25 protein-coding genes, 1 tRNA gene and 1 pseudogene are annotated in these 26,590 nt (G+C 55.8%); 15 read left to right on the forward strand and 12 right to left on the reverse strand.

Annotation, left to right across the window (positions count from 1 at the left end; translation table 11 throughout):
* Nucleotides 1-63 precede the first annotated feature (63 nt).
* Nucleotides 64-1,290, reverse strand: a complete 1,227-nt coding sequence (locus tag ACILP3_RS02825) for an ABC transporter permease (protein WP_395615152.1) — start codon at nucleotides 1,288-1,290, stop codon at nucleotides 64-66.
* Nucleotides 1,287-2,219: an ABC transporter ATP-binding protein gene (locus tag ACILP3_RS02830; protein WP_395615153.1), complete on the reverse strand. Its 933-nt coding sequence runs from the start codon at nucleotides 2,217-2,219 to the stop codon at nucleotides 1,287-1,289. The genes ACILP3_RS02825 and ACILP3_RS02830 overlap by 4 nt, the downstream gene beginning before the upstream one ends.
* Before the next feature lie 46 nt (nucleotides 2,220-2,265).
* On the opposite strand from ACILP3_RS02830, the gene queG reads away from it, so the two are divergent.
* Nucleotides 2,266-3,393 (forward strand): tRNA epoxyqueuosine(34) reductase QueG, encoded by a 1,128-nt coding sequence (queG, locus tag ACILP3_RS02835; protein WP_395615154.1) that lies wholly within the window; start codon nucleotides 2,266-2,268, stop codon nucleotides 3,391-3,393.
* 39 nt (nucleotides 3,394-3,432) lie between these two features.
* Here the strand turns inward: queG and ACILP3_RS02840 are convergent, their stop codons facing one another.
* Both ACILP3_RS02840 and ACILP3_RS02845 read right to left on the reverse strand, forming a co-directional pair.
* The gene (locus ACILP3_RS02840; RefSeq protein WP_395615155.1) at nucleotides 3,433-3,819 is read right to left on the reverse strand and encodes a hypothetical protein; all 387 of its coding nucleotides are present in this window, start codon (nucleotides 3,817-3,819) and stop codon (nucleotides 3,433-3,435) included.
* On the reverse strand, nucleotides 3,816-4,475 hold the full coding sequence (locus ACILP3_RS02845) for an EI24 domain-containing protein (RefSeq protein WP_395615156.1): 660 nt from the start codon (nucleotides 4,473-4,475) through the stop codon (nucleotides 3,816-3,818). Before ACILP3_RS02845 ends, ACILP3_RS02840 begins: the two co-directional genes overlap by 4 nt.
* A 73-nt stretch (nucleotides 4,476-4,548) precedes the next feature.
* Here ACILP3_RS02845 and ACILP3_RS02850 point away from each other — a divergent pair, with 73 nt between their 5' ends.
* On the forward strand, nucleotides 4,549-5,544 hold the full coding sequence (locus ACILP3_RS02850; RefSeq protein ID WP_395615157.1) for an adenosine kinase: 996 nt from the start codon (nucleotides 4,549-4,551) through the stop codon (nucleotides 5,542-5,544).
* Here ACILP3_RS02850 and ACILP3_RS02855 read toward each other — a convergent pair.
* Genes ACILP3_RS02855 through tsaD form a run of 3 tightly spaced genes read right to left on the reverse strand, consistent with a single transcriptional unit; the run spans nucleotide 5,541 to nucleotide 9,105 of the window.
* Complete coding sequence (locus tag ACILP3_RS02855) at nucleotides 5,541-7,037, reverse strand: lipopolysaccharide biosynthesis protein (RefSeq protein ID WP_395615158.1); 1,497 nt, start codon at nucleotides 7,035-7,037, stop codon at nucleotides 5,541-5,543. The two genes, ACILP3_RS02850 and ACILP3_RS02855, sit on opposite strands and share 4 nt — an antisense overlap.
* Before the next feature lie 41 nt (nucleotides 7,038-7,078).
* Nucleotides 7,079-8,074: an NAD(P)H-dependent glycerol-3-phosphate dehydrogenase gene (locus tag ACILP3_RS02860; RefSeq protein WP_395615159.1), complete on the reverse strand. Its 996-nt coding sequence runs from the start codon at nucleotides 8,072-8,074 to the stop codon at nucleotides 7,079-7,081.
* Nucleotides 8,071-9,105, reverse strand: a complete 1,035-nt coding sequence (gene tsaD, locus ACILP3_RS02865) for a tRNA (adenosine(37)-N6)-threonylcarbamoyltransferase complex transferase subunit TsaD (protein WP_395615160.1) — start codon at nucleotides 9,103-9,105, stop codon at nucleotides 8,071-8,073. The genes ACILP3_RS02860 and tsaD overlap by 4 nt, the downstream gene beginning before the upstream one ends.
* A 29-nt stretch (nucleotides 9,106-9,134) precedes the next feature.
* On the opposite strand from tsaD, the gene ACILP3_RS02870 reads away from it, so the two are divergent.
* From ACILP3_RS02870 to ACILP3_RS02885, 4 genes are read left to right on the forward strand one after another with little or no spacing between them, the layout of a single operon-like run.
* Complete coding sequence (locus ACILP3_RS02870; RefSeq protein WP_395615161.1) at nucleotides 9,135-9,260, forward strand: hypothetical protein; 126 nt, start codon at nucleotides 9,135-9,137, stop codon at nucleotides 9,258-9,260.
* On the forward strand, nucleotides 9,229-10,083 hold the full coding sequence (hemC, locus tag ACILP3_RS02875; protein WP_395615162.1) for a hydroxymethylbilane synthase: 855 nt from the start codon (nucleotides 9,229-9,231) through the stop codon (nucleotides 10,081-10,083). Before ACILP3_RS02870 ends, hemC begins: the two co-directional genes overlap by 32 nt.
* Entirely contained in the window at nucleotides 10,080-10,805 is a 726-nt protein-coding gene (locus ACILP3_RS02880) for a uroporphyrinogen-III synthase (RefSeq protein WP_395615163.1), read from the forward strand. Before hemC ends, ACILP3_RS02880 begins: the two co-directional genes overlap by 4 nt.
* Nucleotides 10,802-11,650 carry a hypothetical protein gene (locus tag ACILP3_RS02885; RefSeq protein WP_395615164.1) on the forward strand — a complete coding sequence of 283 codons (849 nt, stop codon included), beginning with the start codon at nucleotides 10,802-10,804 and terminating at the stop codon, nucleotides 11,648-11,650. Before ACILP3_RS02880 ends, ACILP3_RS02885 begins: the two co-directional genes overlap by 4 nt.
* Nucleotides 11,651-11,716: 66 nt before the next feature.
* On the opposite strand, the gene ACILP3_RS02890 is transcribed toward ACILP3_RS02885, so the two are convergent.
* Nucleotides 11,717-12,649, reverse strand: coding sequence for a peptidylprolyl isomerase (locus ACILP3_RS02890; protein WP_395615165.1), 933 nt, complete (start codon nucleotides 12,647-12,649; stop codon nucleotides 11,717-11,719).
* Nucleotides 12,650-12,728: 79 nt separating this feature from the next.
* Here ACILP3_RS02890 and ACILP3_RS02895 point away from each other — a divergent pair.
* Nucleotides 12,729-12,818, forward strand: a tRNA-Ser gene (locus ACILP3_RS02895).
* A gap of 457 nt (nucleotides 12,819-13,275) precedes the next feature.
* Here the strand turns inward: ACILP3_RS02895 and ACILP3_RS02900 are convergent.
* Nucleotides 13,276-14,643 (reverse strand): M24 family metallopeptidase, encoded by a 1,368-nt coding sequence (locus ACILP3_RS02900; RefSeq protein ID WP_395615166.1) that lies wholly within the window; start codon nucleotides 14,641-14,643, stop codon nucleotides 13,276-13,278.
* A gap of 263 nt (nucleotides 14,644-14,906) precedes the next feature.
* Nucleotides 14,907-16,919, reverse strand: coding sequence for a TonB-dependent receptor (locus tag ACILP3_RS02905; protein ID WP_395615167.1), 2,013 nt, complete (start codon nucleotides 16,917-16,919; stop codon nucleotides 14,907-14,909).
* Between the two features lie 147 nt (nucleotides 16,920-17,066).
* Between ACILP3_RS02905 and ACILP3_RS02910 the strand changes: the two genes are divergently transcribed.
* The 8 genes from ACILP3_RS02910 (at nucleotide 17,067) to ACILP3_RS02945 (ending at nucleotide 24,271) form a co-directional block, all read left to right on the forward strand.
* Nucleotides 17,067-18,563 carry a CoA-acylating methylmalonate-semialdehyde dehydrogenase gene (locus tag ACILP3_RS02910; RefSeq protein WP_395615168.1) on the forward strand — a complete coding sequence of 499 codons (1,497 nt, stop codon included), beginning with the start codon at nucleotides 17,067-17,069 and terminating at the stop codon, nucleotides 18,561-18,563.
* 5 nt (nucleotides 18,564-18,568) lie between these two features.
* On the forward strand, nucleotides 18,569-19,450 hold the full coding sequence (gene mmsB / locus ACILP3_RS02915; RefSeq protein WP_395615169.1) for a 3-hydroxyisobutyrate dehydrogenase: 882 nt from the start codon (nucleotides 18,569-18,571) through the stop codon (nucleotides 19,448-19,450).
* Between the two features lie 131 nt (nucleotides 19,451-19,581).
* The gene (locus ACILP3_RS02920; RefSeq protein ID WP_395615170.1) at nucleotides 19,582-21,582 is read left to right on the forward strand and encodes a 3-hydroxyacyl-CoA dehydrogenase NAD-binding domain-containing protein; all 2,001 of its coding nucleotides are present in this window, start codon (nucleotides 19,582-19,584) and stop codon (nucleotides 21,580-21,582) included.
* Nucleotides 21,583-21,899: 317 nt separating this feature from the next.
* Nucleotides 21,900-22,112 carry a hypothetical protein gene (locus ACILP3_RS02925; RefSeq protein ID WP_395615171.1) on the forward strand — a complete coding sequence of 71 codons (213 nt, stop codon included), beginning with the start codon at nucleotides 21,900-21,902 and terminating at the stop codon, nucleotides 22,110-22,112.
* A gap of 42 nt (nucleotides 22,113-22,154) precedes the next feature.
* On the forward strand, nucleotides 22,155-22,337 hold the full coding sequence (locus ACILP3_RS02930; RefSeq protein ID WP_395615172.1) for a hypothetical protein: 183 nt from the start codon (nucleotides 22,155-22,157) through the stop codon (nucleotides 22,335-22,337).
* Nucleotides 22,338-22,358: 21 nt separating this feature from the next.
* Nucleotides 22,359-23,357: a hypothetical protein gene (locus ACILP3_RS02935; RefSeq protein WP_395615173.1), complete on the forward strand. Its 999-nt coding sequence runs from the start codon at nucleotides 22,359-22,361 to the stop codon at nucleotides 23,355-23,357.
* 102 nt (nucleotides 23,358-23,459) lie between these two features.
* The gene (locus tag ACILP3_RS02940) at nucleotides 23,460-23,681 is read left to right on the forward strand and encodes a helix-turn-helix transcriptional regulator (RefSeq protein ID WP_395615174.1); all 222 of its coding nucleotides are present in this window, start codon (nucleotides 23,460-23,462) and stop codon (nucleotides 23,679-23,681) included.
* Entirely contained in the window at nucleotides 23,678-24,271 is a 594-nt protein-coding gene (locus tag ACILP3_RS02945) for a hypothetical protein (protein ID WP_395615175.1), read from the forward strand. The genes ACILP3_RS02940 and ACILP3_RS02945 overlap by 4 nt, the downstream gene beginning before the upstream one ends.
* A 97-nt stretch (nucleotides 24,272-24,368) precedes the next feature.
* Here the strand turns inward: ACILP3_RS02945 and ACILP3_RS02950 are convergent.
* Nucleotides 24,369-25,527, reverse strand: a pseudogene (locus tag ACILP3_RS02950) (IS3 family transposase).
* Between the two features lie 56 nt (nucleotides 25,528-25,583).
* Nucleotides 25,584-25,772: a hypothetical protein gene (locus tag ACILP3_RS02955; protein ID WP_395615176.1), complete on the reverse strand. Its 189-nt coding sequence runs from the start codon at nucleotides 25,770-25,772 to the stop codon at nucleotides 25,584-25,586.
* Nucleotides 25,773-26,590 lie beyond the last annotated feature (818 nt).

The raw sequence follows: 26,590 nt of genomic DNA on the forward strand, positions 1-26,590 counted from the left end.
ATTGCCACTACTTACAAAAATGTCAATCCAGTTTCGAACCGCAACTTAATCGGGGCAGGAGCGTTATCGGGAAATTTTAACCAGTCCCCAAAGCTTGCGCTCGCCGCCATCCTCGACGCGGCCAGCGCTTCCAGACTTCATGACGTTTTTCTTGAACAGATATACGCCAAGGCGCAGCAGCAGCGCCGCGAACAGCAATTGGCCGATAATCGCTACGCCATGATGCCATAATGTCGGCTCAAGCGCAGCGCGCCCGATCATCGAAAAGGGCGAACTGAACGGAAAGACGACCGCAAATATTTCCATGGGTTCGCCAGTCTTGGTCAGCGCGTAGGCGGCGAAGAAAAAATTCACCATTTGCGCCATGGTTACTGGTGTCGAAATCGTCTGTACCTCGCGCACCGTAGACGCCATTGCGCCAATACCAAGGAATAAGGCGCCAAACATCAGATAAGCCATGATAAAATAGGTGAAGCATAGCCCCACAAAAATCGGCCATCCGACCGCTGGCGTCGGAATGCGCGGCAAATCAGGATCAATGGCCACAAAGCCGATCAAGCCAATAATGGACCACATTATTATGCCAACCAATGCCATGGCAAGCATGGCAACCAGCTTGCCCAGAAACACCGATTCCATTGGGATCGACGCAGCCAAAATTTCGATAATCTTGTTCGATTTTTCTTCGACCAGATTCGACAGCATCATGCCCGCCAGCAAAATCGTGAGGAAGAATATCAGCACTTGGCCAATTTGCGCGGTGATGGTTCGCAGTTGCTTGTCATTATTGGCGCTTTCGGCAACGACATCAGGCGTGGCTTTGGGCAGTTGTACACTGCCGCTGCTAGACGCGTAGCCGGCAAGAAGTTCAATGTCGGCGCGTTGCCCTGCGATGCTGCGTGCGGTTCCTGTTATGATGGGGTTCGCCAGCGTCCCTGTGACAACCACGCTAAAATTATCCGCTTTTTTGCGCAGATAATCTTGCGGCCGTATCTGCTCTGCCGCTGCGTCGCCGACGATTTTCATATCGGCAAAAAAACCATCGCCAAATGTTTTGGACAGCGCGCCGCGCGCCGCCAAAAGCTTTTCAGATTCAGCCGCATTAAGCGCGACAGCGACCGATGGCCGCGACGCGTCCCGCGCCATCTGCTCACCCAAATTGCCCGCCGCAAAGCCGACCAATACGGGCAATAAGGGACCAAGCAGAAAGAAGATGAACGCCTTGGAATAGACAATCGCGGTAAAATCGCGGCGGGTAATGACGAAGGCGGCGCGGAAAATCTCTCTCATTTTGCGTCTCCCATGGCGGCATCATCCATTTCGGCGGCCACATCTTCGCCTGCAATCGCGACGAAGGCATCGTGCAAGCCAGGCCGTTCAATGGATAGCGACCGGATACCCGCTTTGCCCTTGACCAAGGCGGTTAACAGGGGCTCGACACCTGTTTCGGGCAAGGTGAAGTGCCAATGATGCCCCTCTGCCTTTGTCTGCGCTGGCAAAGCCGAGCGCCATGGGCCATCGAGTGTTTCAGTTTCCAAATGCACTTGCGGACGCAAACGGTCCCGAGCCTCCGATACCAGCCCATCAAAGCTGATCTTGCCCTTGGCAATAATCGCGATTCGTTCGCACAAGCGTTCGGCATGGGCGATGACATGGGTGGAGAAAATAACGGTAACGCCTTTTGCGGCCTGCGCGCGGATCATCTTTTCGAGCTTCGCTTGATTTAGGGCATCTAGCCCAGAAAAAGGTTCATCGAGAACAATCAGCTTTGGGTCATGGACGATGGTACCCATCAACTGCACCGTCTGCGCCATACCTTTGGACAGCTGCCGGATTTGCCGGTCTGCGGCGTAACCAAGGCCAGCTTCTTCTAGCAAGGCACGGCCTTTTCTCACGCCTTCCTTTAGCGACAGGCCGCGCAGCGCACCCATGAAAGCAATAGTGTCAACGGCGCGCATCGATTGGTAAAGCCCGCGTTCTTCGGGCAAATAGCCCACGTTACGCGACTGCAAAATGGGACGGTCGGCGCCAAGCAAGGTCCGCGTCCCAGCGTCGGGATCAATGATACCAAGCAAGGTCCGCAGCATGGTTGTTTTGCCCGCGCCATTTGGGCCCAAAATGCCAAAAATGCTACCTTCGGGAATTTTCAAGTCCACACCATCAACCGCTCGAAAGCCGTCGAATTGCTTTAATAGTCCCTTTGCCTCTATTGCATACATTTTGATGTGCCCCGAAGTGTGTGAGGGTGTTGAATAAGGTAGACGCGTGGCGACAGGTGATAGAAATTTAGTTAACACTCTGCAATACCGTGCAAAAAGTGAGGGCTTTGTCGCATTTGGGATCGCGCCTGGTCGCCTTGCGCCGCTGGCGAACGAACGCCTTCAACAATGGTTGAAAGACGGCCTGCATGGCGACATGCTATGGATGGAAAGCCGCGCCGATGAACGCGCCAATCCCGACATTTTATGGCCTGAGGTCAAATCGGTCATCATGCTGGGGATGAGCTACGCCCCGCCGCAGGATCCCATGCTTCTTGCCGACCAAGACACGCGTGCACGCATCTCGGTTTATGCTCAAGGACGCGATTATCATGACGTCGTGAAGGGCGCGCTCAAGCGGCTGGCGGGATGGCTGGCCCATGAAGCAGGCGTCGGCGTCAAGGTTTTTGTAGATACAGCGCCAGTGATGGAGAAAGCCCTAGCGCAATCTGCCGGGCTTGGCTGGCAAGGCAAGCATAGCAATGTCGTGAGCCGCGAACATGGCAGTTGGCTTTTTCTGGGCGCGATATACACAACCGCCGAATTAACGCCTGCATTGCCCGCGGGTGACACTTGCGGGACATGCAGCGCATGTTTGGACATTTGTCCGACTAATGCCTTTCCCGCGCCCTATCGCCTAGATGCCCGCCGCTGTATCTCTTATCTGACAATCGAACATAAGGGGCCGATTGATCCCGAGCTTCGCCCGTTAATGGGTAATCATATTTATGGCTGCGATGACTGTCTTGCCGTGTGTCCGTGGAACAAATTTGCTGAAACTGCGGCAGCGCATAAGGCGTTTTTGCCGCGCGCAGAATTGGTTGCGCCGCAGATTGCGGATTTATTGACCTTGAACGACGATGCGTTCCGCAAGCTCTTTTCCGGATCGCCGATCAAACGGATTGGACGAGATCGGTTTATACGCAATGTCCTTATCGCGGCGGGCAATGGCCATGATGCGGGACTTGTTTCGCAGATTGAAATGCTGTTGCGTGACCCCGCGCCAGTGGTTCGCGGTGCCGCGATTTGGGCGTTAGGGCGTCTGTCGCCTGAGGCGTTGGCGCGGCGGCGTATGGAATATTTGCCTGCGGAGCAAGATCCGTCGGTCCGTGCCGAGTGGGACGCCGTAACCTAGGGTCACGAACGGTCGCGCGGCGAAGCGATTGTTGATGACTTAGCGGCGTTGCAGGGCCTCAATGCAAGCGGCGCGGTCTACGGCGGTTCCGTCGCTTCTGCGTGCGTCGACATAAGTTACGATTTCGCGCCCACCTTTGCGCTCAGGATAGAGAAACGCATCGAGGATGCATGGCGTGCCAACAAATTGCAGCTTGCGACCATAAACTTCGACAACGTCGAGCCTTGGTTCGCCGAATAAACGTTTTAAAGCATTGGCGTCTTTACCAACCACGCCTTCAAGCCCACGTAGGGCTGCGGGAGCTGGTCGCGGCGGGAAAGATGCGGCTGGGGTGGGTTGGCGTGTCGGCGGCCGCACCTCAGGCGCGGAAACGCAGCCTGCGAGCAACAACGCCATTGCGGTGAGTGGCAGTATATTTTTGATCACGCGCTATGTTCCGAATGCACCAAATGAACGGCCATCGCCGTCGCCAAAACAGGCACGAATAGGTTGACGAGTGGCACCATCATGCCCGCAGTGCCAAATAGTCCCAGCATGACGCGTGACAGCTTGTTCATCACTCCCTTGGCGCCATGGCGTGCGACGAGCATGTCCTCCAGATCTTTGCCCAAAAGCAGGGCGTTGATTAGCAGAAACGCAATCGCAGTTCCGGCGCCTGTGAACAACAAGAGCAGGTAAACCGGCAAGGCGAGCAGATTATAACCGACTACACGCGCTACAGACTTCATGGCCATTTGGAGACCTGCGCCCAGGCTTGGCCGTTTGCCGAATGCGGCGTGGCTTGGATAATGCCGACCCTCAACAGCATCGATGATGTCGTCGGCAAAAACCCATGTCATGGCAATGGCGACAACGCGGAACAGCAATATGCCCGACAAGGCAACAATCGCCGCCGACAGCAAGCCTGACCAAAAACCCGTGTCATTGACGTTCAGCCAGGCGAATAAAGCTTGCAGGGCAAACCACAGGCCAATGCCCGAAACAATAAGGGCAACAAGGGTCAGAACGACCACCTGGACCATCACCAGAGCGACGCGCCGGTCGGACAGGCTTTGGAACGAAAGCATCAACGCTTGGATCATATCGTCATTCTAAAGCGCTTGCCGGAAATGTCCAACCCAACTAGGGGCGCGTTAGCTTTATGTAGGATATTTTATGACTGACACCCGCTTCGACGTCCTCGCAATTGGTAATGCCATTGTTGATATCATTGCCGACACCGACGATGCGTTTATCGCTAGCGAGGGCCTGACGAAGGGCAGCATGCAGCTTATCGATGAGGAACGTGCACAGGCGCTCTACGGGCATATGGGACCTGCACGCGAAATTAGCGGTGGTTCGGCGGCAAACACCTTGGCAGGCCTTGCACGGCTTGGGCACAAGACGGCGTTTATCGGGCAAGTTGCAACCGATCAGCTGGGTGAAGTTTTCGCACATGACATTCGCGCAGGCGGTATCCATTTTGACGTTCCCGCCCGCGACGGCGCGCCATCGACGGCGCGTTGCTACATATTGGTTACGCCTGATGCGCAGCGCACTATGAATACCTTTTTGGGTGCGTCCCAATATCTACCTGCATCGGTAATCGACACATCGCTGATCGAAAGCGCCGCGATCTTGTATCTTGAAGGTTATTTGTGGGACCCTGAAGAACCACGTGCTGCGATGCGAACCGCCATTGATGTCGCGCGCGCGGCGGGCCGCAAGGTGGCTTTGACGTTATCAGATGCATTTGTAATTTCGCGGCACGGCCCTGACTTCCTTGCCGAAATGGACGCTGGTCGGATTGATATCTTATTCTCGAACGAAGTTGAAATCTGCGCGCTGAATAACAGCGATGATTTCGAAGCATCTGTTGCCGCTATCGCGGCCAAGGTTCCGTTGCTCGTCTGCACGCGCGGCGAACATGGCGCAATTGCCGTCGAAAATGGCGTACGGACGGAAGTGCGTGCTGAACCCGTGGCGCAGCTGGTCGATACCACAGGCGCCGGCGACCTGTTTGCGTCCGGCGTGTTTGCTGGCCTTGCGCAGGGGCGCCCAATGGCAGAATGCCTGACCATGGGCGCGGTGTGCGCAGCGGAAATCATCGCGCATTATGGCGCGCGTCCAGAAGCAGATATCGCTGATTTGGTTGCGAAGCGCTTAGGTTAATCGGGCTTCTTACCGAATAGCACTCGGTCTTCGGGGCCAAAGCCCCAGCGCCAGATGATCCAGCCATAAAGACCGAGAATGGCGGGAATACCAATTGTAAGTTCCACCCATTCAAAGCGGTCGGGCACCTGCACGATAGTGACCCCAAGCAGGGCGGCAGCCGCAACGGCAATGAGTAACGTCCAGCGCCAGACACGAATTGTCCGCCCAAGCAAATGCGACAGAAACCGGGATTTGATAATCGAGCCAATCCCAAGCGAAATCGTCAGACCGCACGCCACTGCTGCTGCTTGATATAAGCCGAGATGTTCTGGCTTAATGGGCAAATCGCCCACCAGTATGATGAGGCCTATACTCACCAATGCCTGTACCGCTAGCATGCCGATCGAGATCAAAAGATTTCGGTGGCGCGCCATGTAAACCAGGGCGGATTCGCTGACAACGGCGGTGGCGGCGGCAACTTCTGCTGCGAGTAAAAAGGTAAGCGCCATAGCGCCGCCAGCAAATTCAGGTCCCACAAGCCCCAGCACGGCTTCGCCCGGGATACCCAATGCCAAGGCAATCCCTGCCTGAGCGGCAATGATCCAGAAGCCGACTTGGCCCACTTGCTTGGCGATTTCCGGATAGTTTCGCGTCTGCAAATTGCGGGTAATGACCGGCCCCAAAATTGGGTCGAAACTGGTTTTCAACTTCTGGGGTAAGCTTGCGACTTGTTGCGCGACATAATAAATTCCGACCACGGCTGGCGAGGCGAACAAGCCCAATATGGCAAGGTCAAGCCGTCGGCTGCCCCATTCGGCTGCATCCGCAGCAGCGAGCGGTAGATTGCGCCGGGCAATGCTCAGCGAGCGCGTCGGGCTTGGCCGCCAGCCGCGCGGAAGGCCATAGCTGCGCCATAAGGGCCACAGCGCAAAAACCAATCCTGCCGCTAAAGATGTGACATAAGCTAGGATCAGGCCATCGCGGGCGGAATAGAAATAAAACACACCCGCAGCGATGCTGATCGTCCAAGGCTCGACAACGGCCCGTGCGCGAACGGTGGACAGGATGTCAAATTTATAGGCGAGCGCGGACAGCGCAATGTCCGTCGTCACAATCGCACAAATCGCCAATGGCAAAAATCGATCTAACCCGTTGATGCCGCTGTTGGGAAACAGGAATTGCGGCACTGCAATCAAAAATGCAGCGCCCAGCGCCGAAGCGACCAACGCAGCGAGCAAGCAATCCGCGATGATGTGGGCGTGCGGCTGGTCTTCCTTAGACAAGAGCTCCGCAAGCCCCCTGCGCAGGCCAAGCGATCCAAGCTGAGCTGCAAACTCAACGATCAAAATTGCATACGCAAAACGGCCAAGCGCCTCGGGACCATAAAGCCGCCCTGCGATGATCAAGAATGGGATACGTGCCGCCAGCCGCAGCACGAACCCCAAGACATTGGTGCGGCCGCCCTTGGCGAGCGCTTGGATGTCTTCTCCATCGGTTCTAGCTGTGGTCAAATGCGTTCCTTTGCGCGTCAACTAGGGGTTTCAGACTGCATTTACCAGCTTTCGGACTTGAGTGGACGGGCCAATAACTCGGTCACGATGTCCTCTACAGTAACTGCGCCAGCAAGTAACGCGCAAACAGCTGAAACAATTGGCATTTCGACGGACAGGGCGGTTGCCGACTTCAAAAGCACGGGTGCGGTAAAGGCACCCTCGGCAATGGTCTTGCGGTCGGCGAGCAGTTTTTCCGCCGTTTGTCCTTGCCCAAGACCTCGGCCCAAGGAGAAGTTTCGCGAGTTTTCCGAACTACACGTCAGCACCAAATCGCCCAGCCCCGATAACCCGGCCAGCGTTTCGGCTTTTGCACCGCGCGCCAAGCCGTAACGCTGCATTTCGGCAAAGCCGCGCGCGATTAACGCGGCGCGTGCATTCAGGCCAAGGCCAGCGCCGTCGACAACGCCGCAGGCAATCGCGAGCACATTTTTAACCGCGCCGCCAATTTCCGCGCCAACGACATCATCTGACCAATAGGGACGAAAAGAAGGGGTGGCGATACTGCGCATGAGTGTCGAACCAAGCGCCGGGCTTGTGGTCGCAAGGGTCACCGCGGTTGGCTTTCCAGCCGCTACCTCATGCGCAAATGTCGGACCTGAAAGCACCGCGAGCGGATTGTGCGGTCGCACATGCGCTGCGACGTCGGACACCAGCATTTGCGTGTCGGCCTCAATCCCCTTGGCACATAAGATCAGCGGCGCTTGCGTGTCGGGAAGTGCGGACAAAATCGCGCGCACATGCTGCGCCGGGGTAACAATCAATAATGCCTCGCATTCACCCATGCGCGCGAGGTCGGTGGTCGCTTCAATATTAAGCGACAGCGGCGTTCCGGCCAGAAACATGCTGTTTTCATGTTGGGTGTTCACGCTGCGCACGACATCTTCTTCGCGGGCCCATAGCAGCACATGGGGGTGAATGTGCGCCATGACTGCCGCAAGCGCCGTGCCCCACGCGCCGCCGCCAATGATGCCGATGGGATAGGCGTCTGCGCTCATGCTTTGACGCCTGCGCCGCGGGCGGGTGCGGCATGGGGATCCAACGGCCAACGGGGTCGTGCGACAAAGTCCAGCCCGTCCGTGAGGCCTATGCCAAAGCGCTCTGCACCGGCCCAAGCAATCATGGCGCCATTGTCGGTACACAACCACAAGGGAGGGGCGACAAAGCGCATCCCACGTTGCGCAGCTAGCTTTTCCAGCATCTCACGGATTGGCACATTGGCCGCGACACCCCCCGCCACCACCAAGGCAGCCGGCGCATCTATGCGATCCAGCGTGTAAGTGATGCGATCATAAAGGCAGTCGATGACCGCCAATTGGAACGACGCGGCAATGTCCTGTATCTTATACTGGCCCGTTTCATGCGCGCGCAGGACGGCGCTTTTCAAGCCAGCAAAGGAGAAATGCGGCTCATCTGCGCCTTTCAACGGCCTTGGCAAGGGCACGTTGTTAGCATTGCCGCTGGCGGCGGCTTGCTCGACCGCTGGCCCGCCGGGAAAGCCCAGACCCAAGATTTTAGCGGTCTTATCAAACGCCTCACCCACCGCATCATCAATCGTGGTCGCAAGACGGTTATAGTCGCCAACGCCGTTGACGCGCAGCAACTGACAATGCCCGCCCGACACAAGCAACAGCAAATAAGGAAATTCTAAGCTCGCATCGATGAGGCGCGGCGACAAGGCGTGCCCTTCAAGATGGTTGACCGCAATCAGCGGCTTGCCCGATGCCATCGCAAGCGCCTTTGCCGTGACTAGCCCGACCATGACGCCACCAATAAGGCCAGGGCCAGCGGTCGCGGCAATGGCATCAACGTCGTTTAGGGTCAGTCCGGCATCGGCCAACGCCGTTTCGACCAAGGGCGTCATCAATTCGGCATGTGCGCGCGCCGCGATTTCCGGAACGACGCCACCAAAGGCGCGATGATGATCCTCTTGCCCAGCTAGGGCATGGCTTAGGATTGCCCGGTCGGACCGTACGATTGCCGCTGCGGTTTCGTCGCAGCTTGATTCAAGACCCAAGATGATTGCCATTATGCTTTCCCATAGGTGGACGCGCCGCTATGAACAAGCCGCATGACATGTCCATTATTCACAGCCGAGCGACCCTTACGCATCGGAACCCGTCGTTCTCCGCTGGCTTTGGCCCAGGCCGAGATGACCAAGGTGGCTATGAAAGCGGCGCATAATCTGCCCGATGACGCTGTGATGCTCGTTCCAATGTTGGCAACCGGCGACAAGATTCAGGACCGACCATTGGCCGATATTGGCGGGAAAGCGCTTTGGACCAAGGAGCTGGAACGTGCGCTGATCGATGATCAGATTGATATCGCCGTCCATTCGATGAAAGACGTCGAAACATGGCGCGCCGACATTTTTGTCATTTCTGCGATGCTGCCGCGTGCCGACGTCCATGACCGGTTGATAGGCGCTACGTCGCTTGGTGATTTAAAACAAGGCGCGCGTGTCGGGACGTCAAGCCCACGGCGCGCGGCGCAGTTGCAACGGGCGCGGCCTGATTTACAGATTGTGCCGCTGCGGGGCAATGTCGCGACCCGGCTTGCGCATATTGAGGCACGTGACGCTGATGCCACTTTGCTCGCCGCTGCTGGACTTGACCGTTTGGGCATGGCCGATGTGGGGACTGAATTGTCGCTCGACGCGTTTTTGCCAGCGGCCTCGCAAGGCGCTGTCGGCATTGACCGATTGGCCAGCCGCGCCGACCTCATTCCCTTATTAGAGGCTATCAACGACGCTGATACATTTGTTGCCGTCAATGCTGAGCGCGCGTTTCTTGCCGCCGTGGGTGGCAATTGCCACTCCCCGGTTGCGGCGCTGGCGCGCGTTGAAAGGACGCAGATCAGGCTTCGCGCCGAGATTTTCACAGCCGACGGCAGCGAACTGCAGGCCGGTGAATGTCTTTATGCCATGGGTGGCGATGGCCCGGCGCAGCTTGCGCAAGAATTGCTGAGTAAAGCGAGCACAGAGTTGCGAGGCATTTTCGCATCGTGAAGTTGTTGATTATCCGTCCGCAACCTGGCGCTGATGCAACTGCGCATCGCCTGCGTGCGGCGGGGCATGAGGCCATTGTCATGCCGTTATTTTCCATCCAGCATCTGCCTGTGCAGCGCGTCTCGGCCGAGGGTTATGACGCGATATTGCTGACCAGTGGCAATGCTGCGCGCGCTGCGGTGCAATTTCTGACGCAGGACCATGGCAAGCCAATTTATGCCGTGGGCAGAGCCACCGCCAACGCGCTGCACACATTGTTGGTGGCCGTTGCAAAAACGGGATCTGAAGGCGTTGACGCGCTGGTGCGGGCTGCAATCGCCGACGGCCATCAACGGCTGTTATGGTTGGCAGGCGAAGATCATAGCGCCATTCCGCATATCGATGGTGCCCGTATCGACATTGAAATCGTTTACCGAAGCGCGATCGTCGGCACGCCGGACGACTTTTTGCGTCACGTAACCGAAAGCGATGTCGTAATCTTGCATTCGTCACGCGCCGCCCAACATTTTGCAGAGCTATGTGCGAGCATGGGCTTGCCGCGCGCCAACGTCACGCTTGCGACATTTTCAAATGCGATTGCCAAGGCAGCCGGGAAAAATTGGGGGGCGATGATCATCGCAGACGCACCCAATGACGCGGCATTGTTGAAAGCCATTCAAGGACAGTTTACACCCGCGCCTTGCCAAGACGAACGTGGCGCGGCTATTGAAGGACTAATATGAACGATTATCCAACAGCACAGACCGCTTCGGCTGGTGGGATGAAATTCAAGCATTTCATGCTGTTGCTTTTAGTCGCCTTCAGCGGCGGTGCAGCGGCGACATGGTGGCTGGCTGATAGCTTTGGTATTCTTGCGCCGTCGGCGCAAGAAGCGGCGGAAGCAGAAAACATCGCCGCGCCTTTGCCTTCAGCTAATGTCATGCCTGCAAGCGTGGCTGCCGCTGGCGCGACGGTACAGGTCGAAGGTCAAGCGGTTCCGGTTTATGTGGCGGGCTCCGCGATATCGGGTGACGCAGTTCGTGGAGAAGGCCTGCTGCTGACATTTGCCGTGCGCCGTGCGCTCGATAAAGGCGCACCCTTGGGATATCTGGCTGAACAACTCCGGCTTCGCTTTGGCGCAACGCAGCCGCAAGCGGTTGCAACTGTTATTTCTGCAGCGCAAGCGCCCGTTACCATCGATCAACTGCAGGCAGAACTCAGCGGGCTAGCGCCTATATTGCTCTCCAGTCATCGCGATAATAGCGTCTGGGAAACCGTAAAAGGCGAGTTTTCCCAGCTTTTCGTGTTGCGCCGCGATGATGGGTCGACGCGCACCCCGGAACAGCGCTTGATCCGCGCACAAGCTTTTGTGGAGGCTTGCAATCTGTCAGCGGCCCTGTCGGAGGTCACCGCGATGCCGGGTGCCCCTGCGGCCCAGCCTTGGATGATCCGCGCAAAACGCTATGCCGATGCCCGTAAGGCCCTTGATCGTTTGGAACAAATGGCTTTGATCCGCCCTGTAATCTTGCCAGTAACTATGCCGGAACCCACTCAAGCGCCTGCCGCCGAGGCTTCCGCAACGCCGTGACGCGCATCCGTTCCGCCTTTGCTTCGGCGGCCCATATCGGGGTTAAGGGCGGATTAAGCCACGCCCTCATTTAGCCTTGCGGCGGATGGGCACCGGAATATTGCAAATGTCCGCGCCGCCCGCTGGCACATTGAAAAACGGGTCGCGCCGATTTGCGCGCGCGTCGGCATAAGCGGCAAAACTTGGGCTGTCGGTGTTCAGATATTCGAACGCAGGCACGTCCTTCACGTCATTACCCAGCCGGACAGAGAGGATTGGCACGCGCTCCTCTGCTGTTTCGTAAAAACCAAGCGCTCCGTTACCGCGTGGCAGGCTCGACATATGTTCAATGCCTTCAATCACGCGGCCAACAAGCGCGATGTTACGGTCGAGGTGGCGCGGCGCGTGGCCGATGACAGTGTAAAGTTCAGCGCCCGTGCCCGTGTCGGGCGACAGGTTCCGGCCAACGCCGACCATGCCGTAGCAATGGATTGGCCAATTGCTTGCGGTATCGGGTGTGCCGACGCCAGCGACGGGAAATCCTTGATGAAAGCTGGTCCACCGAAAGATGTTATTTGGCGGAACAAAAATCGGATCAAGCGCACGTGAACGCGTAAGTGCCTCTGGAAAGACATAATCTGCCTCCGACACCACAGCTAACCCATTTGGCAAAGCCTTCTTCTCGCTCGCGTCGCCCCATTGCACGACATAATTGTCCTGCACGCGGTTGATGCTCGTGCCGTCCCAAAATTTGGCCGCCGCCAACTTGCGGATATTACCGACCCAGCCTTGGCTGAAGGGTGCAGGCATCAACTGAATGACCACGCGGCGCGGCTTGGCTTTCGAATCGGGCGCAAGGTCCATCATCAGAAGGTCCGACGGCGCGATTGCCACCCATTCGTCCGCCTTGGCCGCAGCGACAATTTCCGACGGCGCAGGGTATGTTTTGGCCTCCTGCGCCAAAAGCGGGAAGGCTACGCATAAAGCGGCGATGGCGGCCAAAGGCAGAATTCTTTTCATCTGATGCATTATGGCAAATCACTGTGCCTTGCGAAAGCGCAAAGGAGCGGCTAAGGGCGTGCGTCCCCAAGGGGAATGCGGAGACGTGGCCGAGTGGTCGAAGGCGCACGCCTGGAAAGTGTGTATAGGGGTGACTCTATCGTGGGTTCGAATCCCACCGTCTCCGCCAGTTTTTCAGCACTGGCGCGCAAGCGCGACAGGCGGGCTTGCGAAAATCAGACGAGGGGGCATTTCGGGGATGACGCATTGTCACCGGAATTCATCGTGAGTCGATGAGGACGTTATTGAAGCGGCGCAGCACCCGTCGCCCCAGCGTAGGCTGGGGCCTATCTCGCCCGTCGGCCTATCCGGACAAACGTGATGGGCACCAGCCTTCGCTGGTGCGACGGTTTTTCGGGCGATGACGCACCTGTCCTCGGAGCCCTAAGTTTACAAACTTATACGCAAAACGCGGTATTTCTGTAAACTTACCGCGACTTTGTGAAGTTGGTTTGCCGGGTACGAAAGCCGGACTGGGGTTGAACAGGTTTAAAGAGCCGGTCGCGCAAATATTGCGTGCGCAGCGCACAGAATCTCAAAACAAATCCTACATTACAAGCGAAAGCTATTTCGGGGATGAGGCGGACTTACTGTCCTGAGGGGATTAGGGTGATTTCGGTTTGGCGCCCGTCGATGAAGCGCACATTCGTTCCATTAAAAAATGCGTTCTCTTCCGTTCGGAAATCTACGCGCTGACCGCCCCATTCGGGCACTGCGGCGTAAGTTGTCAGTTCAATTGACCAAGCCGTATTAGCCGCAATCAAACCGCTGCCGCGTGGATCAGCATTCTGATTGTCCCAAAATCCGATGGAGGGGCCTGCGCCGTGACCGTGCAAACCAATCGGGTGCGTGTAAATCGATGGATCAAGCCCAGCCGCCAATGCTTCCGCCCGCGCAAGCGCCAGCACCTCATTGCCGCTGCGCCCAACCGCGAAATGACGGGTGAGCATATCCTGCACATGGTTGCTGTTCGCTAGTCCCTGCCTGAGGCCCGCAGGCGCCTTAGTCTCGCTCGGCTTCAACACATAAGCAAGATGCTGCGTATCGGTGTTAAGCCGAAGGTAAGTGATGCCAAAATCTGTCCATAACAGATCGCCAGGCAGGATCACTTCGTCGCCTTCAAGCATGCCCTTTGCGCCCTCTCGCTGGATCGCGACGGACGGGTGAAACCACGGATCAAGGCCGAGTTGAAGTAGCCGGTCGCGATACCACCATTGCACCTGCTCAGCGGTCGTCACGCCGGGGGTGATAACTGACCGCGAAAACGCTTCGTCAATCACCTTATGGGCCGTGCGCAATATTGTCGGGTAGATTTCCATTTCGGCAGGCGTGCGCGTTTCAAGCCAACGGATTGCGAGCGCTTCGCCGCTGACAATCCGCGCATGCAAAAGCGCAGGCAAAGCGGCAACGAACTTTTCATACTGACTAAGCGTCATGCCGTCGGCAAACTGATAGAGATCGGAGGTGTTGATCGCAATTTTTGCAGGATTACGCTTAGTGATAATGTCTGCGACCGCCTGCCACTGATCAGGCTGTTTAGCCGGATCCCAAGCAGGCGCGAACAACCCGCCAAGCCCGTAGCGGCTGACGGTAAGGCGCTCAATTGGTTTGCCGTCACCCGGGTCGTGGAAGATCAAAATTGTACGTCGGCGGGCGTGCATATTTTCGGCATCAAGCATCGATGCAACCACAGGCTCTTCAAAATATTCGCGGGCCACCAGCAGCCATAAATCGATGCCCTGTTCGCGCATGATCGCAGGGATGATGGTATCAAGCCGCTCGGCTAGTATGCGATTTTCGGTAATCGCCCTGTCGCGTGCGTTGCGTAACGGGGGCATTGCGGGCGACTGTTCGTGCGCTTCGCTCACCGGGGCGGGCGTTGGTGCAGCAGCGCCAGGTCGCGCAACAAGTGCCGCAAACAGCGCCGCTGCAAATATGGTTTTCCTTGGCATCATGCCCTCCCCCAAATTTTATATTGACGCTAGCCGGTCGTGGCGCAAGCATCAACTGCTGGCCTTAACAACTATCAGCCGTCGCTATAAACATCTGGTGTTTCAGGGTCAGGACCACTTAAATCCACCTTCGCGGTTTGAGGCTATTTGTGCGTCCCATTGTCGTAAAAAACAAAGGGATTATATCAAATATATACATAAATGCATGGGCTTGCGGATAGCATAGACAATAAAAACGGCGGATGGATGGGTCGCTTCGCCGCCCATTATTTCATCGTAAATTTCAGTCCAATCCAAACTATGCGCGGCGTTCCAAGGTCGATGGAACTGTCAACCTTGCGGGTGACGACGGCTTTGTCGAAAACATTCTCGACACGGGCCGTCAAGGCGGCCTGACGCGTTATGGGCACTTGCGCAAAACCATCAAATGTCAGTGCGGAGGGCAAGATGTTGCTTTCCAGATCATCTTCAAACTGCGCGCCGACATAACGGGCGGTTGCAGAGAATATTGCGCCTGCATTGGGCGTCCAACGCAATGTTGCGTTGGCGGCATGGCGCGGACTTTGCGCTGGTGACAGGCCGTTGAGTGCCGCCGCGCTGCCAGAGGCGCGCACTTTGCTATCGCTATATGCGTAAGAGCCTGAAAGCGCGACTGCGCCAAAAATGGCTTCACCCGTCAGTTCAAGCCCTTTGGCCACGACAGCATCCACATTGCCGCGTTGACGCAAATTGGGACCAATGGTGATATTGGCAATGGCATCGTTCAGGCGGTTGTAAAACAATGTCGCGCCAAAGGAGATGCCATTGGCCGGCCGCAGATCAACGCCCGCCTCAACACCGCGCAGCTGCTCGACTGCCAATGCGGCATTGGCGCGGGTGGCGACGGGGAATACGGTGAAGGGCCGGTAAAGTTCGTTCAGCGTGGGCAAGCGAAAGCCGGTATAGGCCGCCGCGCGCAAGGCAACGCCATCGCGCGGCGCGAAAAGCGCACCAACTCGGGCGCTTGTTTCCCAATTTGTCCGGTCGGCAAAATTGTCGTCGCGAATGACCGTGCCATTTGCGCTGCGTTCGGCAAAAAAGCCGTTGCTTATTGTCCAACGGTCTGCGCGCAGGCCACCGGTCAGCGTCAATGCGCCCAGATTCCAGTCATTTTCCGCAAATACACCAAAGGTCGCGGTGTTGCCGCCTGCGTTGCGGCGCGCGGTCACTAATCCCGTGACTTGGCTATAGGCATCTTCAAATAATTCGCCTTCGGCCAAGCGGACATCCGCGCCAATGCGCAAGGGGTGGTCGCTGCCAACGGGCGGGCGGACTTCGATTTTGCCGCCAAGGCCGGTCGAAGGCGTATTGCGTTGGTCCAGCGTCTTGCGCAAGGATGTGGCGCTGATCACGACGTTCGTGAAATTGCGTGCCTGCACATAAGCCAAGGCATCAATTTGCCAACGGCCCTGCGACACGATGCGGATGCTGGCGTCTTGCCCTTCGGAACTGCTGTCCGCGCCGGCAAAGCGCAAAGTCCGATTGTCTTGGAAGAGCAATCCGCGAAATTGCATCTCAACACCATCGGCTAAGGGTGCGACCGCGCGCAGGCCAGTGGACCAGCTATCATAAGCGGCGCGCACATCGGTGGATTGTCGCGTGGCGGCTGGCGCGGTGAAGAAGCCGTCGCCGCGGTCCCAGCGCCCCGAAAGACTGACAAAACCAGAGCCAAGATCGGTCGTGAGGCCTGCCGACAATTCGCTGGCATTGTCGCTGCCGTAAAAGGCCGAAAGGGAGGCGTTGGCCAAGTCGTCACGCCCAGCACTGTTCAGCTCAATCGTGCCAGCCACTGCGCCAGCACCAAAGGCGCCATTGCCGCCGCCGCGGGTTACGCGGACAGAGGACAAGCGTTCCGGCGCAATGGCGCTAAACGGGATATAGCCGAAAAACGGGTCAGCTTGCGGCACGCCGTCGAGCAATATGAGCGTTCGGCTGGACGCATTGCCGCCGAGCGCGCGTAGCGTTGCGCCTTGCGCAGACGGGTTGGCCGAACGGCTGTCCGAACGACGAAACTGCTGGAAACCCGCAACATCGGCAAGGATGTTTTCAATGCGTCCCGATGCCTCGCTGGTCAGGCGGATGCGGTCGATTTCAACCGAGCCATAAGCGGGATCACTTTTGGTTTGATCAAGGCCCTTACCTGTCACGAAAATGATGGGTTCGGCGACATCTTGCGCATAAGCGGCGGGTGCGCCAATGGCGATTGCCACAAATGAGGTCCGGACCAAAAGGCTAATCATGTGCGTTCCTATTATATAAAGCAGACGGATATGCGGCGTTGCCCTGTCCATATATGCACTGGCCGCTATTTTTGAACTGTAATACGCCATGGTTGCAAACATGTAATGATACGCGCATGGCACGCGGACGGAATCAGGAGAAGATATATGCGTCAAATCGATCATTTCATCAGCGGTGGTGCAGGCGCCAGCGCGTCGCGTTTTGGTGACATAATGGATCCCAATAATGGCGGCGTGCAAGCGCAGGTCGCCTTGGGTGACGCAAGCGTATTGGAGCGCGCAGTGCAGGCGGCATTGGCGGCGCAGCCTGCGTGGGCGATGACCAACCCGCAGCGCCGCGCGCGGGTGATGTTCGAATTCAAGCGTCTTGTTGAGGCCAATATGGACGATCTGGCGCATATGCTGAGTAGCGAGCATGGCAAGGTCATTGCCGACAGCAAGGGCGACATTCAGCGCGGGTTGGAAGTCATCGAATTTTGCTGCGGCATCCCGCATGTGATGAAGGGTGAATATAGCCAAGGCGCTGGCCCTGGTATTGATGTCTATTCGATGCGCCAGCCCATCGGCATTGGCGCAGGTATCACACCGTTTAACTTTCCCGGCATGATCCCCTTGTGGATGTGCGGTCCTGCCATAGCGACGGGCAATGCCTTTATCATCAAACCAAGCGAGCGTGACCCAAGCGTGCCGGTGCGCTTGGCCGAACTATTTATTGAGGCTGGCCTGCCTGAAGGCATCTGCCAAGTCGTGCATGGCGACAAAGAAATGGTCGACGCTATTTTGGACCATCCAGCCATTGGCGCTGTTAGCTTTGTCGGTTCCTCCGACATTGCGCATTATGTTTACAATCGCGGCGTTGCCAACGGCAAGCGCGTGCAAGCCATGGGCGGCGCGAAGAACCATGGCATCGTCATGCCCGATGCGGATTTGGACCAAGTGGTCAATGACTTGGCTGGCGCTGCTTTTGGTTCAGCAGGCGAACGCTGCATGGCGCTGCCTGTGGTCGTGCCCGTTGGCAATGACACAGCAGAGCGTTTGAAGGCTAAGCTCATTCCGGCCATCGAAGCCTTGCGCGTGGGCATCTCGACCGATGCCGAAGCGCATTATGGCCCAGTTGTCACCGCGCAGCATAAGGCAAAGGTTGAAGGCTGGATCCAGACGTGCGTTGACGAAGGCGGCGAGTTGATCATCGATGGCCGCGGGTTCAAGCTGCAGGGGCATGAAGAAGGCTATTTCATTGGCCCCACTTTGTTCGATCATGTCACCACCGACATGGAAAGCTATAAGGAAGAAATCTTCGGCCCCGTTCTACAAATGGTGCGCGCGGCCAATTTTGAAGAAGCCTTATCGCTGGCCAGCAACCACCAATATGGCAATGGCGTTGCGATCTTCACCCGCAACGGCCACGCAGCGCGTGAGTTCGCCGCGCGCGTCAATGTCGGCATGGTTGGCATTAACGTGCCCATCCCGGTCCCTGTTGCCTATCACAGCTTTGGTGGCTGGAAACGCTCTGCCTTTGGCGACACCAACCAGCATGGCATGGAAGGCGTCAAATTCTGGACCAAGGTCAAGACCATCACACAGCGTTGGCCCGATGGATCGCCCGACGGCGGCAACGCATTCGTCATTCCGACTATGGGGTAAGGCATATGAAAGTAGCATTTATTGGTCTTGGTAATATGGGTGGCGGCATGGCCGCGAACCTCGTTAAGGCAGGGCATGCGGTAAACGCCTTTGACCTGTCAGGCGATGCATTGGCACGTGCGCAGGATAATGGCTGCGCGGTTTTTACGTCTGTCCGTGCGGCTGTTGACGGCGTGGATGCCGTTGTGTCGATGTTGCCCAATGGCAAGATCGTCGCCAGCGTTTTTGAGAACGACATATTGGGTCACGCCCCTAAGGGCACGATACTGCTCGATTGTTCGACCATTGACGTTGGCACTGCGCGCAGTGTGACGGCGGCGGCGGTTGCAGCTGGCTATGACATGGTCGATGCGCCAGTGTCGGGCGGCATTGCCGCTGCCAATGGTGGAACCCTGACCTTCATGGTGGGCGGCACGGATACGGCCTTTGCGCGGGCAGAGCCGATATTGGCCGCTATGGGCAAGGCCGTCATTCATGCTGGCGCATCGGGCGCGGGGCAGGCGGCGAAAATCTGCAACAATATGCTGCTCGGCGCGTCAATGATCGCGACCTGCGAGACCTTTGCTATGGCCGAAAAGCTTGGGCTCGATCTCCAGACTTTTTACGACATCTCGTCGAAGGCCTCGGGCCAAAACTGGTCGATGACCAGCTATTGTCCAGTTCCGGGCGTTGGGCCAACGACGCCGGCTGACAATGATTATCAAGGCGGTTTTGCCACGGCATTGATGCTGAAGGACCTTAAGCTGGCGATGGAGGCTGCAAGCTTGGCGGGTGCAGATGTGCCGATGGGTGCCCGCGCGGCGGAATTATATACGCAATTTGACGAAGCTGGAAATGGTGCCCTCGATTTCTCGGCCATCATCCAAACCCTAAAAGCCCAAGCGTAAATTGTACGACGTCGGAAAGCTTTGAGGAGCAGGATTGCAAAGCCCGCAGAAAACATATTAGGACTGCCGCCCGTTCCTTCATCACTCGACAACCGGCAAGCGCGCCGAACCTTAAAAATCAGGAGTTGCCCGTGCAATCAGTAACCACACAGAAATTTGACGACGTCCTTGTGGTGCTTGTCGACAATCCCCCCGTCAACGCTTTGTCTTGGCATGTTCGTCAAGGGCTGAAAGACAGTTTTGAACAGGGACTGGCGGATGATGATGTAAAGGCCATTGTGCTGCGCTGTGCAGGATCGACCTTCATCGCCGGTGCCGACATCACCGAATTTGGCAAAGCCCCCCAAGGTCCGGATTTGAACATTGTGTTGACCATGGTTGAAGCGGCCGGCAAACCTGTTGTCGCTGCCATTCATGGCACGGCGCTTGGTGGAGGTCTGGAAACCGCCTTGGTGTGCCATTATCGCATTGCCGTGCCGTCCGCGCGACTTGGCGTGCCAGAGGTCAAGCTTGGCCTTCTACCGGGTGCTGGAGGGACGCAAAGGCTGCCGCGCGTTGTCGGCGTAGAAGCCGCCGCTACCATGTGTGCGCTTGGCGAACCTTTGTCGGCGACGAAGGCGGCGTCCATTGGCTTGGTTGACCGGTTGGCAGGCGCAGACAGCCTTGCCGACGACGCCATTGCTTATGCACGTGAATTGATCGCTATTGGCCCAAGGCCAACGCGCGATCGTCCGCTGGTTGGTGATGTTGGGATCATTGCACAATTGAAGGCAGCCAATGCCAAGAAGTGGAAAGGCTTTGACGCGCCTTATGCCAATCTTGCCTGTGTCGAGGCGGCAACGCGCTTGCCCTTTGACGAAGGTATGAAGTTCGAACGTGCGGAGTTTATGAAACTTATGGGCGGGTCGCAATCGGCGGCGCAACGCCACATGTTCTTTGCCGAACGCCAAGCCGCAAAGATTGACGGGCTGGCCAAAGATATTGCGTTGCGTGATATCAAGAAAGTCGGCGTGATTGGTGCGGGCACTATGGGCGGCGGGATTTCGATGAACTTCCTGTCAAAGGGCATTGCCGTGACCATCGTCGAAATGGTGCAGGAAAATCTGGACCGCGGCGTTGGCGTTATCCGCAAAAATTACGAAAACAGCGCAGCCAAGGGACGTTTCTCGCTGGAGCATGTCGAGGAAATGATGGCCTTGCTGACGCCATCATTGACGCTCGATGATCTCGCCGACTGCGACCTTGTGATCGAAGCCGTCTATGAAAGCATGGATGTCAAAAAAGAGGTGTTTGGAAAGCTGGACATCATCTGCAAGCCCGGCGCGATTCTCGCGTCGAACACATCCTATCTCGACATTGACGAAATCGCCGCCAGCACCGCGCGTCCGCAAGATGTCGTCGGCATGCATTTCTTCTCACCTGCGAATGTCATGAAATTGCTGGAGGTCGTGCGTGGCGACAAAACCGCGCCGGACGTGCTGGCCACGGCCATGGCGATTGGCAAGAAAATCGGCAAAGTCGCCGTAGTTGCAGGCGTCTGCCATGGCTTTATCGGCAATCGGATGCTGTCCACGCGGCAGCAGCCAGCGATGCAATTGCTGTTGGAAGGGGCGACGCCCGCACAGATTGACAAGGTGCATACCGATTTCGGCATGCCCATGGGACCGTTTCAGATGAGCGATCTGGCCGGGCTAGATATTGGTTGGCACCGTGACCCGTCAAAGGTCGAGACCATCCGCGACGCGCTGTGTGCCGCTGGCCGTTTTGGTCAGAAGAACGGCAAGGGCTTTTACGATTATGACGAAAAACGTGTCGGCACGCCAAGTGCCGAGGCGCTGGCGATTATCGAGGAATTCCGCGCCACTTCAAATCTGCCCAAGCGCGAGATTAGTGACCAGGAAATCGTTGAACGCACGCTCTACCCCATGGTCAATGAAGGCTATAAAATCCTTGAAGAAGGCAAAGCCCAGCGCGCGTCCGACATCGATGTGGTCTGGATCTATGGCTATGGCTGGCCGATTTATCGCGGCGGCCCCATGTTCTGGGGCGATTTGGAAGGCGCGGGCAAAATCGTGGAAGCGCTCGAGCGGCATGGCGTCACAGTCGCAGAGAGCTTGAAAGCCAAAGCCTGATATTTGCAGCAACACACTCGGCGCCGACGATGCGCCGGGTGGGGTTCTGGGGTTGCGAGGGGGCAGGCCTTGGACGACACGCAAAGCTGAGTCGGAGGGCCGCATAGCCCAAGTTCTGGAGACCGAATCGGTGCTGTGAGGAGCAGGCGAGGCAGCAAGGCCAAATCATTGCCGCAATAAAAAAGGGTGGGTCCCTTGCCGCCTGACCACTGGACATGAATTTTTATCCCGATTTGCGCGGATGATGGCCGTTACGCCATTGAAAAATATGGTGGGCGCTAACGGAAGAGCGTTGCAAGAACGGCGTTACGCACCTCGTGCCGCTCAGCACCATGGCCGTTGCAATTCTTGACCACCTTGCGGCTGTGACCGATCAGAAGAAACCTGGTTGGCCATCAAAAGGCTTAGTCTTTACCACCACAGGCAGAACGCCAATCAGCGGGTTTTCAAGGGCAAAGTCGCATCTGGACGCCGCCATGCTGAAGACGGCCAAGGCACAATCAGTAGAAGTCGGAAAAGAGCCTGAATAAATTGAGATTGCCGATTGGCGCATTCACGATCTTCGCAGGACCATGTCCACTGGGTTCCAGAAGCTTGGTGTCCGCTTCGAAGTAACCGAAGCCACCCTGAACCACATCTCTGGTATGAGCCGTGCTGGCGTTGCAGATGTCCGCCAGCAGCATGACTGGAAAGAGGAAAAGCGGGAAGCGCTTGAAAAATGGGCACGGCACTGCAAGACGTTGCGGTCTCTGTGACTTGAAGGCACCCTACTTTCTATGGAACACGCTCCTGAAATCTCACTTCGTCAAGCCGCTGCTGCATTTGGCCCTTGTGCTGGAGGTTCGGACAATGCTTGGCGCATTATAACTGACAGGCTAAAAGATGATGATCTGTTTTGGCGCCGGATTGTTTGCGATGCGATTTCATGGGACAGCGACTTCATCACAACGGATGTTCCGCCAACAGCCGATTGGTTCCGACAATTTTTTGAATTGACCATAAAGCAGCAGGGCAAGGCCCATCCTTTATTCGTGGACTTTCATAGTCAAATAACAAGCATCTTCCTCGATACCGACAACCTCGTTATGTTCTATGACGAAGTTAGGTCCATATGGATTCAAGACGACTACGCAGATGCCTATCGCCAAATTGAGGCAAAGACAGAGTGGAGCTTCATTCAGGCATTGGCATGGGTGGCAACGAGAGATCGTAACGTCGTTAGTGCCATGCTCCCTGCAAAAGCTCATTCCATAGGATGGCTCACATGCCTTGCCGCTGAACGCTGCCTGACATGTAAAAGCGGTGCCAGCGCCACTCCAAAGTGGCAGCACTGTCAGTGCATGGTCTCATCACTGAAAAACCTTCAGGCATTTGCTAAAAAGCACGGACACGAAATCGAGCCGGAATTGATCATTTCCATCGAAAATGGGACTGTCGAACTGGTTGGAGTGCCTACTGATCCAAGCATCATGCTCGACGTAGTGAAGCTCATGGTTATGTTCCCAGAAAAAGGGCCAGCTAAAACAAGCATCAAAAGGGGGCGCAAGAGGTTGGTTGATCTTGCTACCCCACTCATCGAGCAAAAAATGGCTGATGGAATCTTCTCTGACAATGCCAGCGAAGAGGCATGGAAGCTAGTAGATGAGCTTAAGGAAAGTCACGCTGGGACTGGCAAAAGAACTCCCGGTTTTGAAGCAATTCGTCAGGAAATCAGGCGTTTACAAAGACTAAATCTTAAGCCGGAATTAATACCAATTAATACCAATTCATTTTAATGTAGCCCATTTCACTTCATTGGACGGGCCTACTAGGGCGCCGTAGAAAGCTCCTTGTCGTTCCCAGATAGTCTGGGTGCGCAGTCATAAAGGAGTAAAAATATGGCACAAAATCTACTAACCCCGAAGCAGCTAGCTGTGATGCTTGCGGTCAATCCAAATACGCTTGCTAAATGGAGGCTGCAAGAAATCGGGCCAAAGTTCGTCAAAATCCAACGCCACGTTCGCTACGCTGCGAATGATGTCGATCGCTGGACGAACGAACGTACATTTGCATCTACCACAACTGCCGATGCATCATTGAATTTTGGGGGTGCTCTATGATTACCTCCAACACAGCAGCGAAAGCCGCAACAACTATCCAACACGCAATCCTACAAAACGAAGGAGATTCAAAAAACAAAAAGGAAATCAATATGCCCATTTACAATACAAACTATGTTTTATTCGATAAAACAAATTTATCAAATTTGCCCGAAGTTGTTCTGGATCATATTTCGTCAACGCTAACAAAAGAAGGCATAGGTCATATATCGTTCGGCTGGAAATGCCTCATATTGGAGCGTTCTCCAGAATTCATCGCCATAGAAGCGTGTGAATGCTGCGGGAATATAAAGATCAGTGCTAGTTTGGGCGTTGAGAACCCTTACGGTCACACACATGAATTTGTGGAACAAAATCTAGGCAAACTGATCAATGACGAATGGTGCAAAGCCTTATCTTTCTGTGATAAGGAAGGACATATCATTTCATTAGAGATGATTGTTCCTTGCAACGGCTCCAGCTTGCTAAACTTCTCCACGTCCATGGAAGAATTTGAGCAAAAACTGAAATCGTTTCTTGCAGTAGCTTCCAAGCTTGGCCTGGAAATCGTCATTGATGACGATGCCGCACTAACAACCCGCAGCAACTAAAACCAAAGCAGACATAGCAAGGCAAAGGCTCGACGTGCTCGTCGGGCAATGCCTTGCCATGCCTAAAATCCTGAAAAACTGAATAGCCCCTAGTTTTCTAGACGCCTTCTGTTTTCAAAATCTGCTGCCGTTCGAACTCGACGGGTGACAGCATTCCGTTCCTAGCGTGCCTGCGCACTGGATTGTAGAACATTTCGATGTAATCGAACACATCCTGCCTTGCTTCCTCCCGCGTTTTGTAGGTTCGACGCCGGATGCGCTCACGCTTGAGCAGGTTGAAGAAGCTCTCGGCTACTGCATTGTCGTGGCAGTTGCCCCGTCGGCTCATTGAATGTTCCAGATTGTGAGCCCTAACGAAGGCAGCCCAGTCCATACTGGTGAACTGCGAGCCTTGATCGGAATGGATCAGTACACGGCTTTTTGGCTTTCGTCGCCAAACCGCCATATGCAAAGCTTGCAACACCACATCGGTGGCCTGTCGGCTTTGCATAGACCAGCCCACCACGCGGCGGGAATAGAGGTCAAGCACGACAGCCAGATAGGCAAAGCCTTCCATTGTGCGAATGTAGGTGATGTCCGTCACCCAAGCTTTGTCAGGCATGCCGACATCGAACTGCCGAGCCAACGTGTTATCGACGGCAACCGATGGCTTGCCCCCATAGCTCCCAGGGCGCCTCTTGTAGCCAATTTGCGCCTTGATGCCGGCCATTTTTGTCAGTCGCGCCACGCGGTTCGGACAGCAGGTCTCACCCTGATCCATCAGATCATCATGCAGTTTGCGGTAGCCATATACTTTGTTGCTATCATTCCAAGCCTGCCTGATCAGCTTGGTCTGCCGTATATCTTCACGTGCCCGCTGGCTCAGCGGATCCTTCTGCCAGGCATAGTAGCCACTAGGCTGCACTGCCAAGCACCGGCACATCGCCCGAACCCTGAACTTATCGCGATGCTCTGCAATGAAAGCGTATCTCACTTTGCATCTCTGGCGGAACGAAGTGACCACAGGTCAAATACGCGGTGGCTTTTTTTAAAATGTCGCGCTCCTCGGTGACTCTGACAAGATCGCGCTTCAATCGCCGGATCTCGGCATCCTTATCATCGCCGCCAGAAGGCCGAGAGAACTTCTTCTTCCAAGCATACAGCGAGTGCTGGCTGACCCCCAGTCGCTGCGAAACCTCCGCGACCGGATAGCCGCGCTCCGTGATCTGAGCCACCGCATCCCGCTTGAACTCATCGCTGAAATTTACCTTACTCATCTTCGTCTCCTTACCTCAAATTTAGGGAAGAAGGCGTCCAGAAATCTAGGGGCTATTCAACCAGCGTCCTCAGCCAGAAGTTCAACCTCTTCCAGAAGCTGTAAAACCTGTCGCAGTCTTGGAATGGCATTGGCATCAGGTATGCCTACCATTGCCATCGCTTCTCCATGCTTTTGTTTGGCCAACGTCAGCATGGAACTAACGTGGTTGGCAGCAGCAATGGGTAGGTCAGAATGGGTGTTCATGATCACCCATCTTAGGGTGTATGCGCTTTAGGGAAAGCGGAGATGGCAATTGATACGAGAGAATTGTCACCTAGCTTCACCGCTAAATGGGGTGATTTGGCTTAGGCCATGATTGGGTTATGGAGAAAAATAGGAGAAACCTGAGTGAGAATCAGGAAGCCTTACTCCCTGAGGCTCCCGTAATTTGATTTACCGTGCTTCCATGGTGCTACCATGAGAATTAGTGCAGATAACAAAACTAGCCGGGAAGCCCTGTAAGCCATTGAGAAATATGGTGGGCGCTAACGGGCTCGAACCGCTGACCCTCTCGGTGAAAATAACGGGTCACTTCTCAACGACAATCAACATACTGGTAACGCGTTGCACTGAGAGCGCCTTAAACATTCCAAACGCCATGACAATTAGATAGGCGAGCATCGTCGGACAGCAACCAATCCAATCAGGCAGATTGCCGAGCAGGATTGGATCAATCGCAATGCCGATCAATTAAGTCGAAAAAATGAAACAGAGCGCCGCGCGGTCTATGCCCCAATCACTGACAATGCCGGGTGAGGTAGAAATTATGGCTGAGGCATCAAATCTGTCGAGGCAGTTTGGCTCCAAGGTTGCGGCAATCTGAAATCGCAACAAGTAGTGGGGCTCTATGGCATCCGCGCATACAGTGGCCATAACGCACCCTCCTGCTTGTGCTTTTTTAATCATGATGCGCCCGGCGAAGCCCATTCTTCCATAATTTTTTGGCCGAGCGTTTTTCTGAATCGGAAGGACGAACGGTCATTTTTGAGATCAATGTTCGGCGTGACCATATTGTCCATGCC

The sequence above is a fragment of the Sphingorhabdus sp. genome, assembly GCF_044239665.1.
Classification (GTDB): Bacteria; Pseudomonadota; Alphaproteobacteria; order Sphingomonadales; family Sphingomonadaceae; genus Sphingorhabdus_B.

Excerpts from the sequence above, each read along its gene's own strand:
- ACILP3_RS02825 (WP_395615152.1), bottom strand. The coding sequence starts at position 1,290 with ATGAGAGAGATTTTCCGCGCCGCCTTCGTCATTACCCGCCGCGATTTT.
- ACILP3_RS02830 (WP_395615153.1), bottom strand. The coding sequence starts at position 2,219 with ATGTATGCAATAGAGGCAAAGGGACTATTAAAGCAATTCGACGGCTTT.
- ACILP3_RS02845 (WP_395615156.1), bottom strand. The coding sequence starts at position 4,475 with ATGATCCAAGCGTTGATGCTTTCGTTCCAAAGCCTGTCCGACCGGCGC.
- ACILP3_RS02850 (WP_395615157.1), top strand. The coding sequence starts at position 4,549 with ATGACTGACACCCGCTTCGACGTCCTCGCAATTGGTAATGCCATTGTT.
- ACILP3_RS02860 (WP_395615159.1), bottom strand. The coding sequence starts at position 8,074 with ATGAGCGCAGACGCCTATCCCATCGGCATCATTGGCGGCGGCGCGTGG.
- tsaD (WP_395615160.1), bottom strand. The coding sequence starts at position 9,105 with ATGGCAATCATCTTGGGTCTTGAATCAAGCTGCGACGAAACCGCAGCG.
- ACILP3_RS02870 (WP_395615161.1), top strand. The coding sequence starts at position 9,135 with ATGAACAAGCCGCATGACATGTCCATTATTCACAGCCGAGCGACCCTT.
- hemC (WP_395615162.1), top strand. The coding sequence starts at position 9,229 with ATGACCAAGGTGGCTATGAAAGCGGCGCATAATCTGCCCGATGACGCT.
- ACILP3_RS02885 (WP_395615164.1), top strand. The coding sequence starts at position 10,802 with ATGAACGATTATCCAACAGCACAGACCGCTTCGGCTGGTGGGATGAAA.
- ACILP3_RS02890 (WP_395615165.1), bottom strand. The coding sequence starts at position 12,649 with ATGAAAAGAATTCTGCCTTTGGCCGCCATCGCCGCTTTATGCGTAGCC.
- ACILP3_RS02900 (WP_395615166.1), bottom strand. The coding sequence starts at position 14,643 with ATGATGCCAAGGAAAACCATATTTGCAGCGGCGCTGTTTGCGGCACTT.
- ACILP3_RS02905 (WP_395615167.1), bottom strand. The coding sequence starts at position 16,919 with ATGATTAGCCTTTTGGTCCGGACCTCATTTGTGGCAATCGCCATTGGC.
- ACILP3_RS02910 (WP_395615168.1), top strand. The coding sequence starts at position 17,067 with ATGCGTCAAATCGATCATTTCATCAGCGGTGGTGCAGGCGCCAGCGCG.
- mmsB (WP_395615169.1), top strand. The coding sequence starts at position 18,569 with ATGAAAGTAGCATTTATTGGTCTTGGTAATATGGGTGGCGGCATGGCC.
- ACILP3_RS02930 (WP_395615172.1), top strand. The coding sequence starts at position 22,155 with ATGTCCACTGGGTTCCAGAAGCTTGGTGTCCGCTTCGAAGTAACCGAA.
- ACILP3_RS02935 (WP_395615173.1), top strand. The coding sequence starts at position 22,359 with ATGGAACACGCTCCTGAAATCTCACTTCGTCAAGCCGCTGCTGCATTT.
- ACILP3_RS02940 (WP_395615174.1), top strand. The coding sequence starts at position 23,460 with ATGGCACAAAATCTACTAACCCCGAAGCAGCTAGCTGTGATGCTTGCG.
- ACILP3_RS02945 (WP_395615175.1), top strand. The coding sequence starts at position 23,678 with ATGATTACCTCCAACACAGCAGCGAAAGCCGCAACAACTATCCAACAC.
- ACILP3_RS02955 (WP_395615176.1), bottom strand. The coding sequence starts at position 25,772 with ATGAACACCCATTCTGACCTACCCATTGCTGCTGCCAACCACGTTAGT.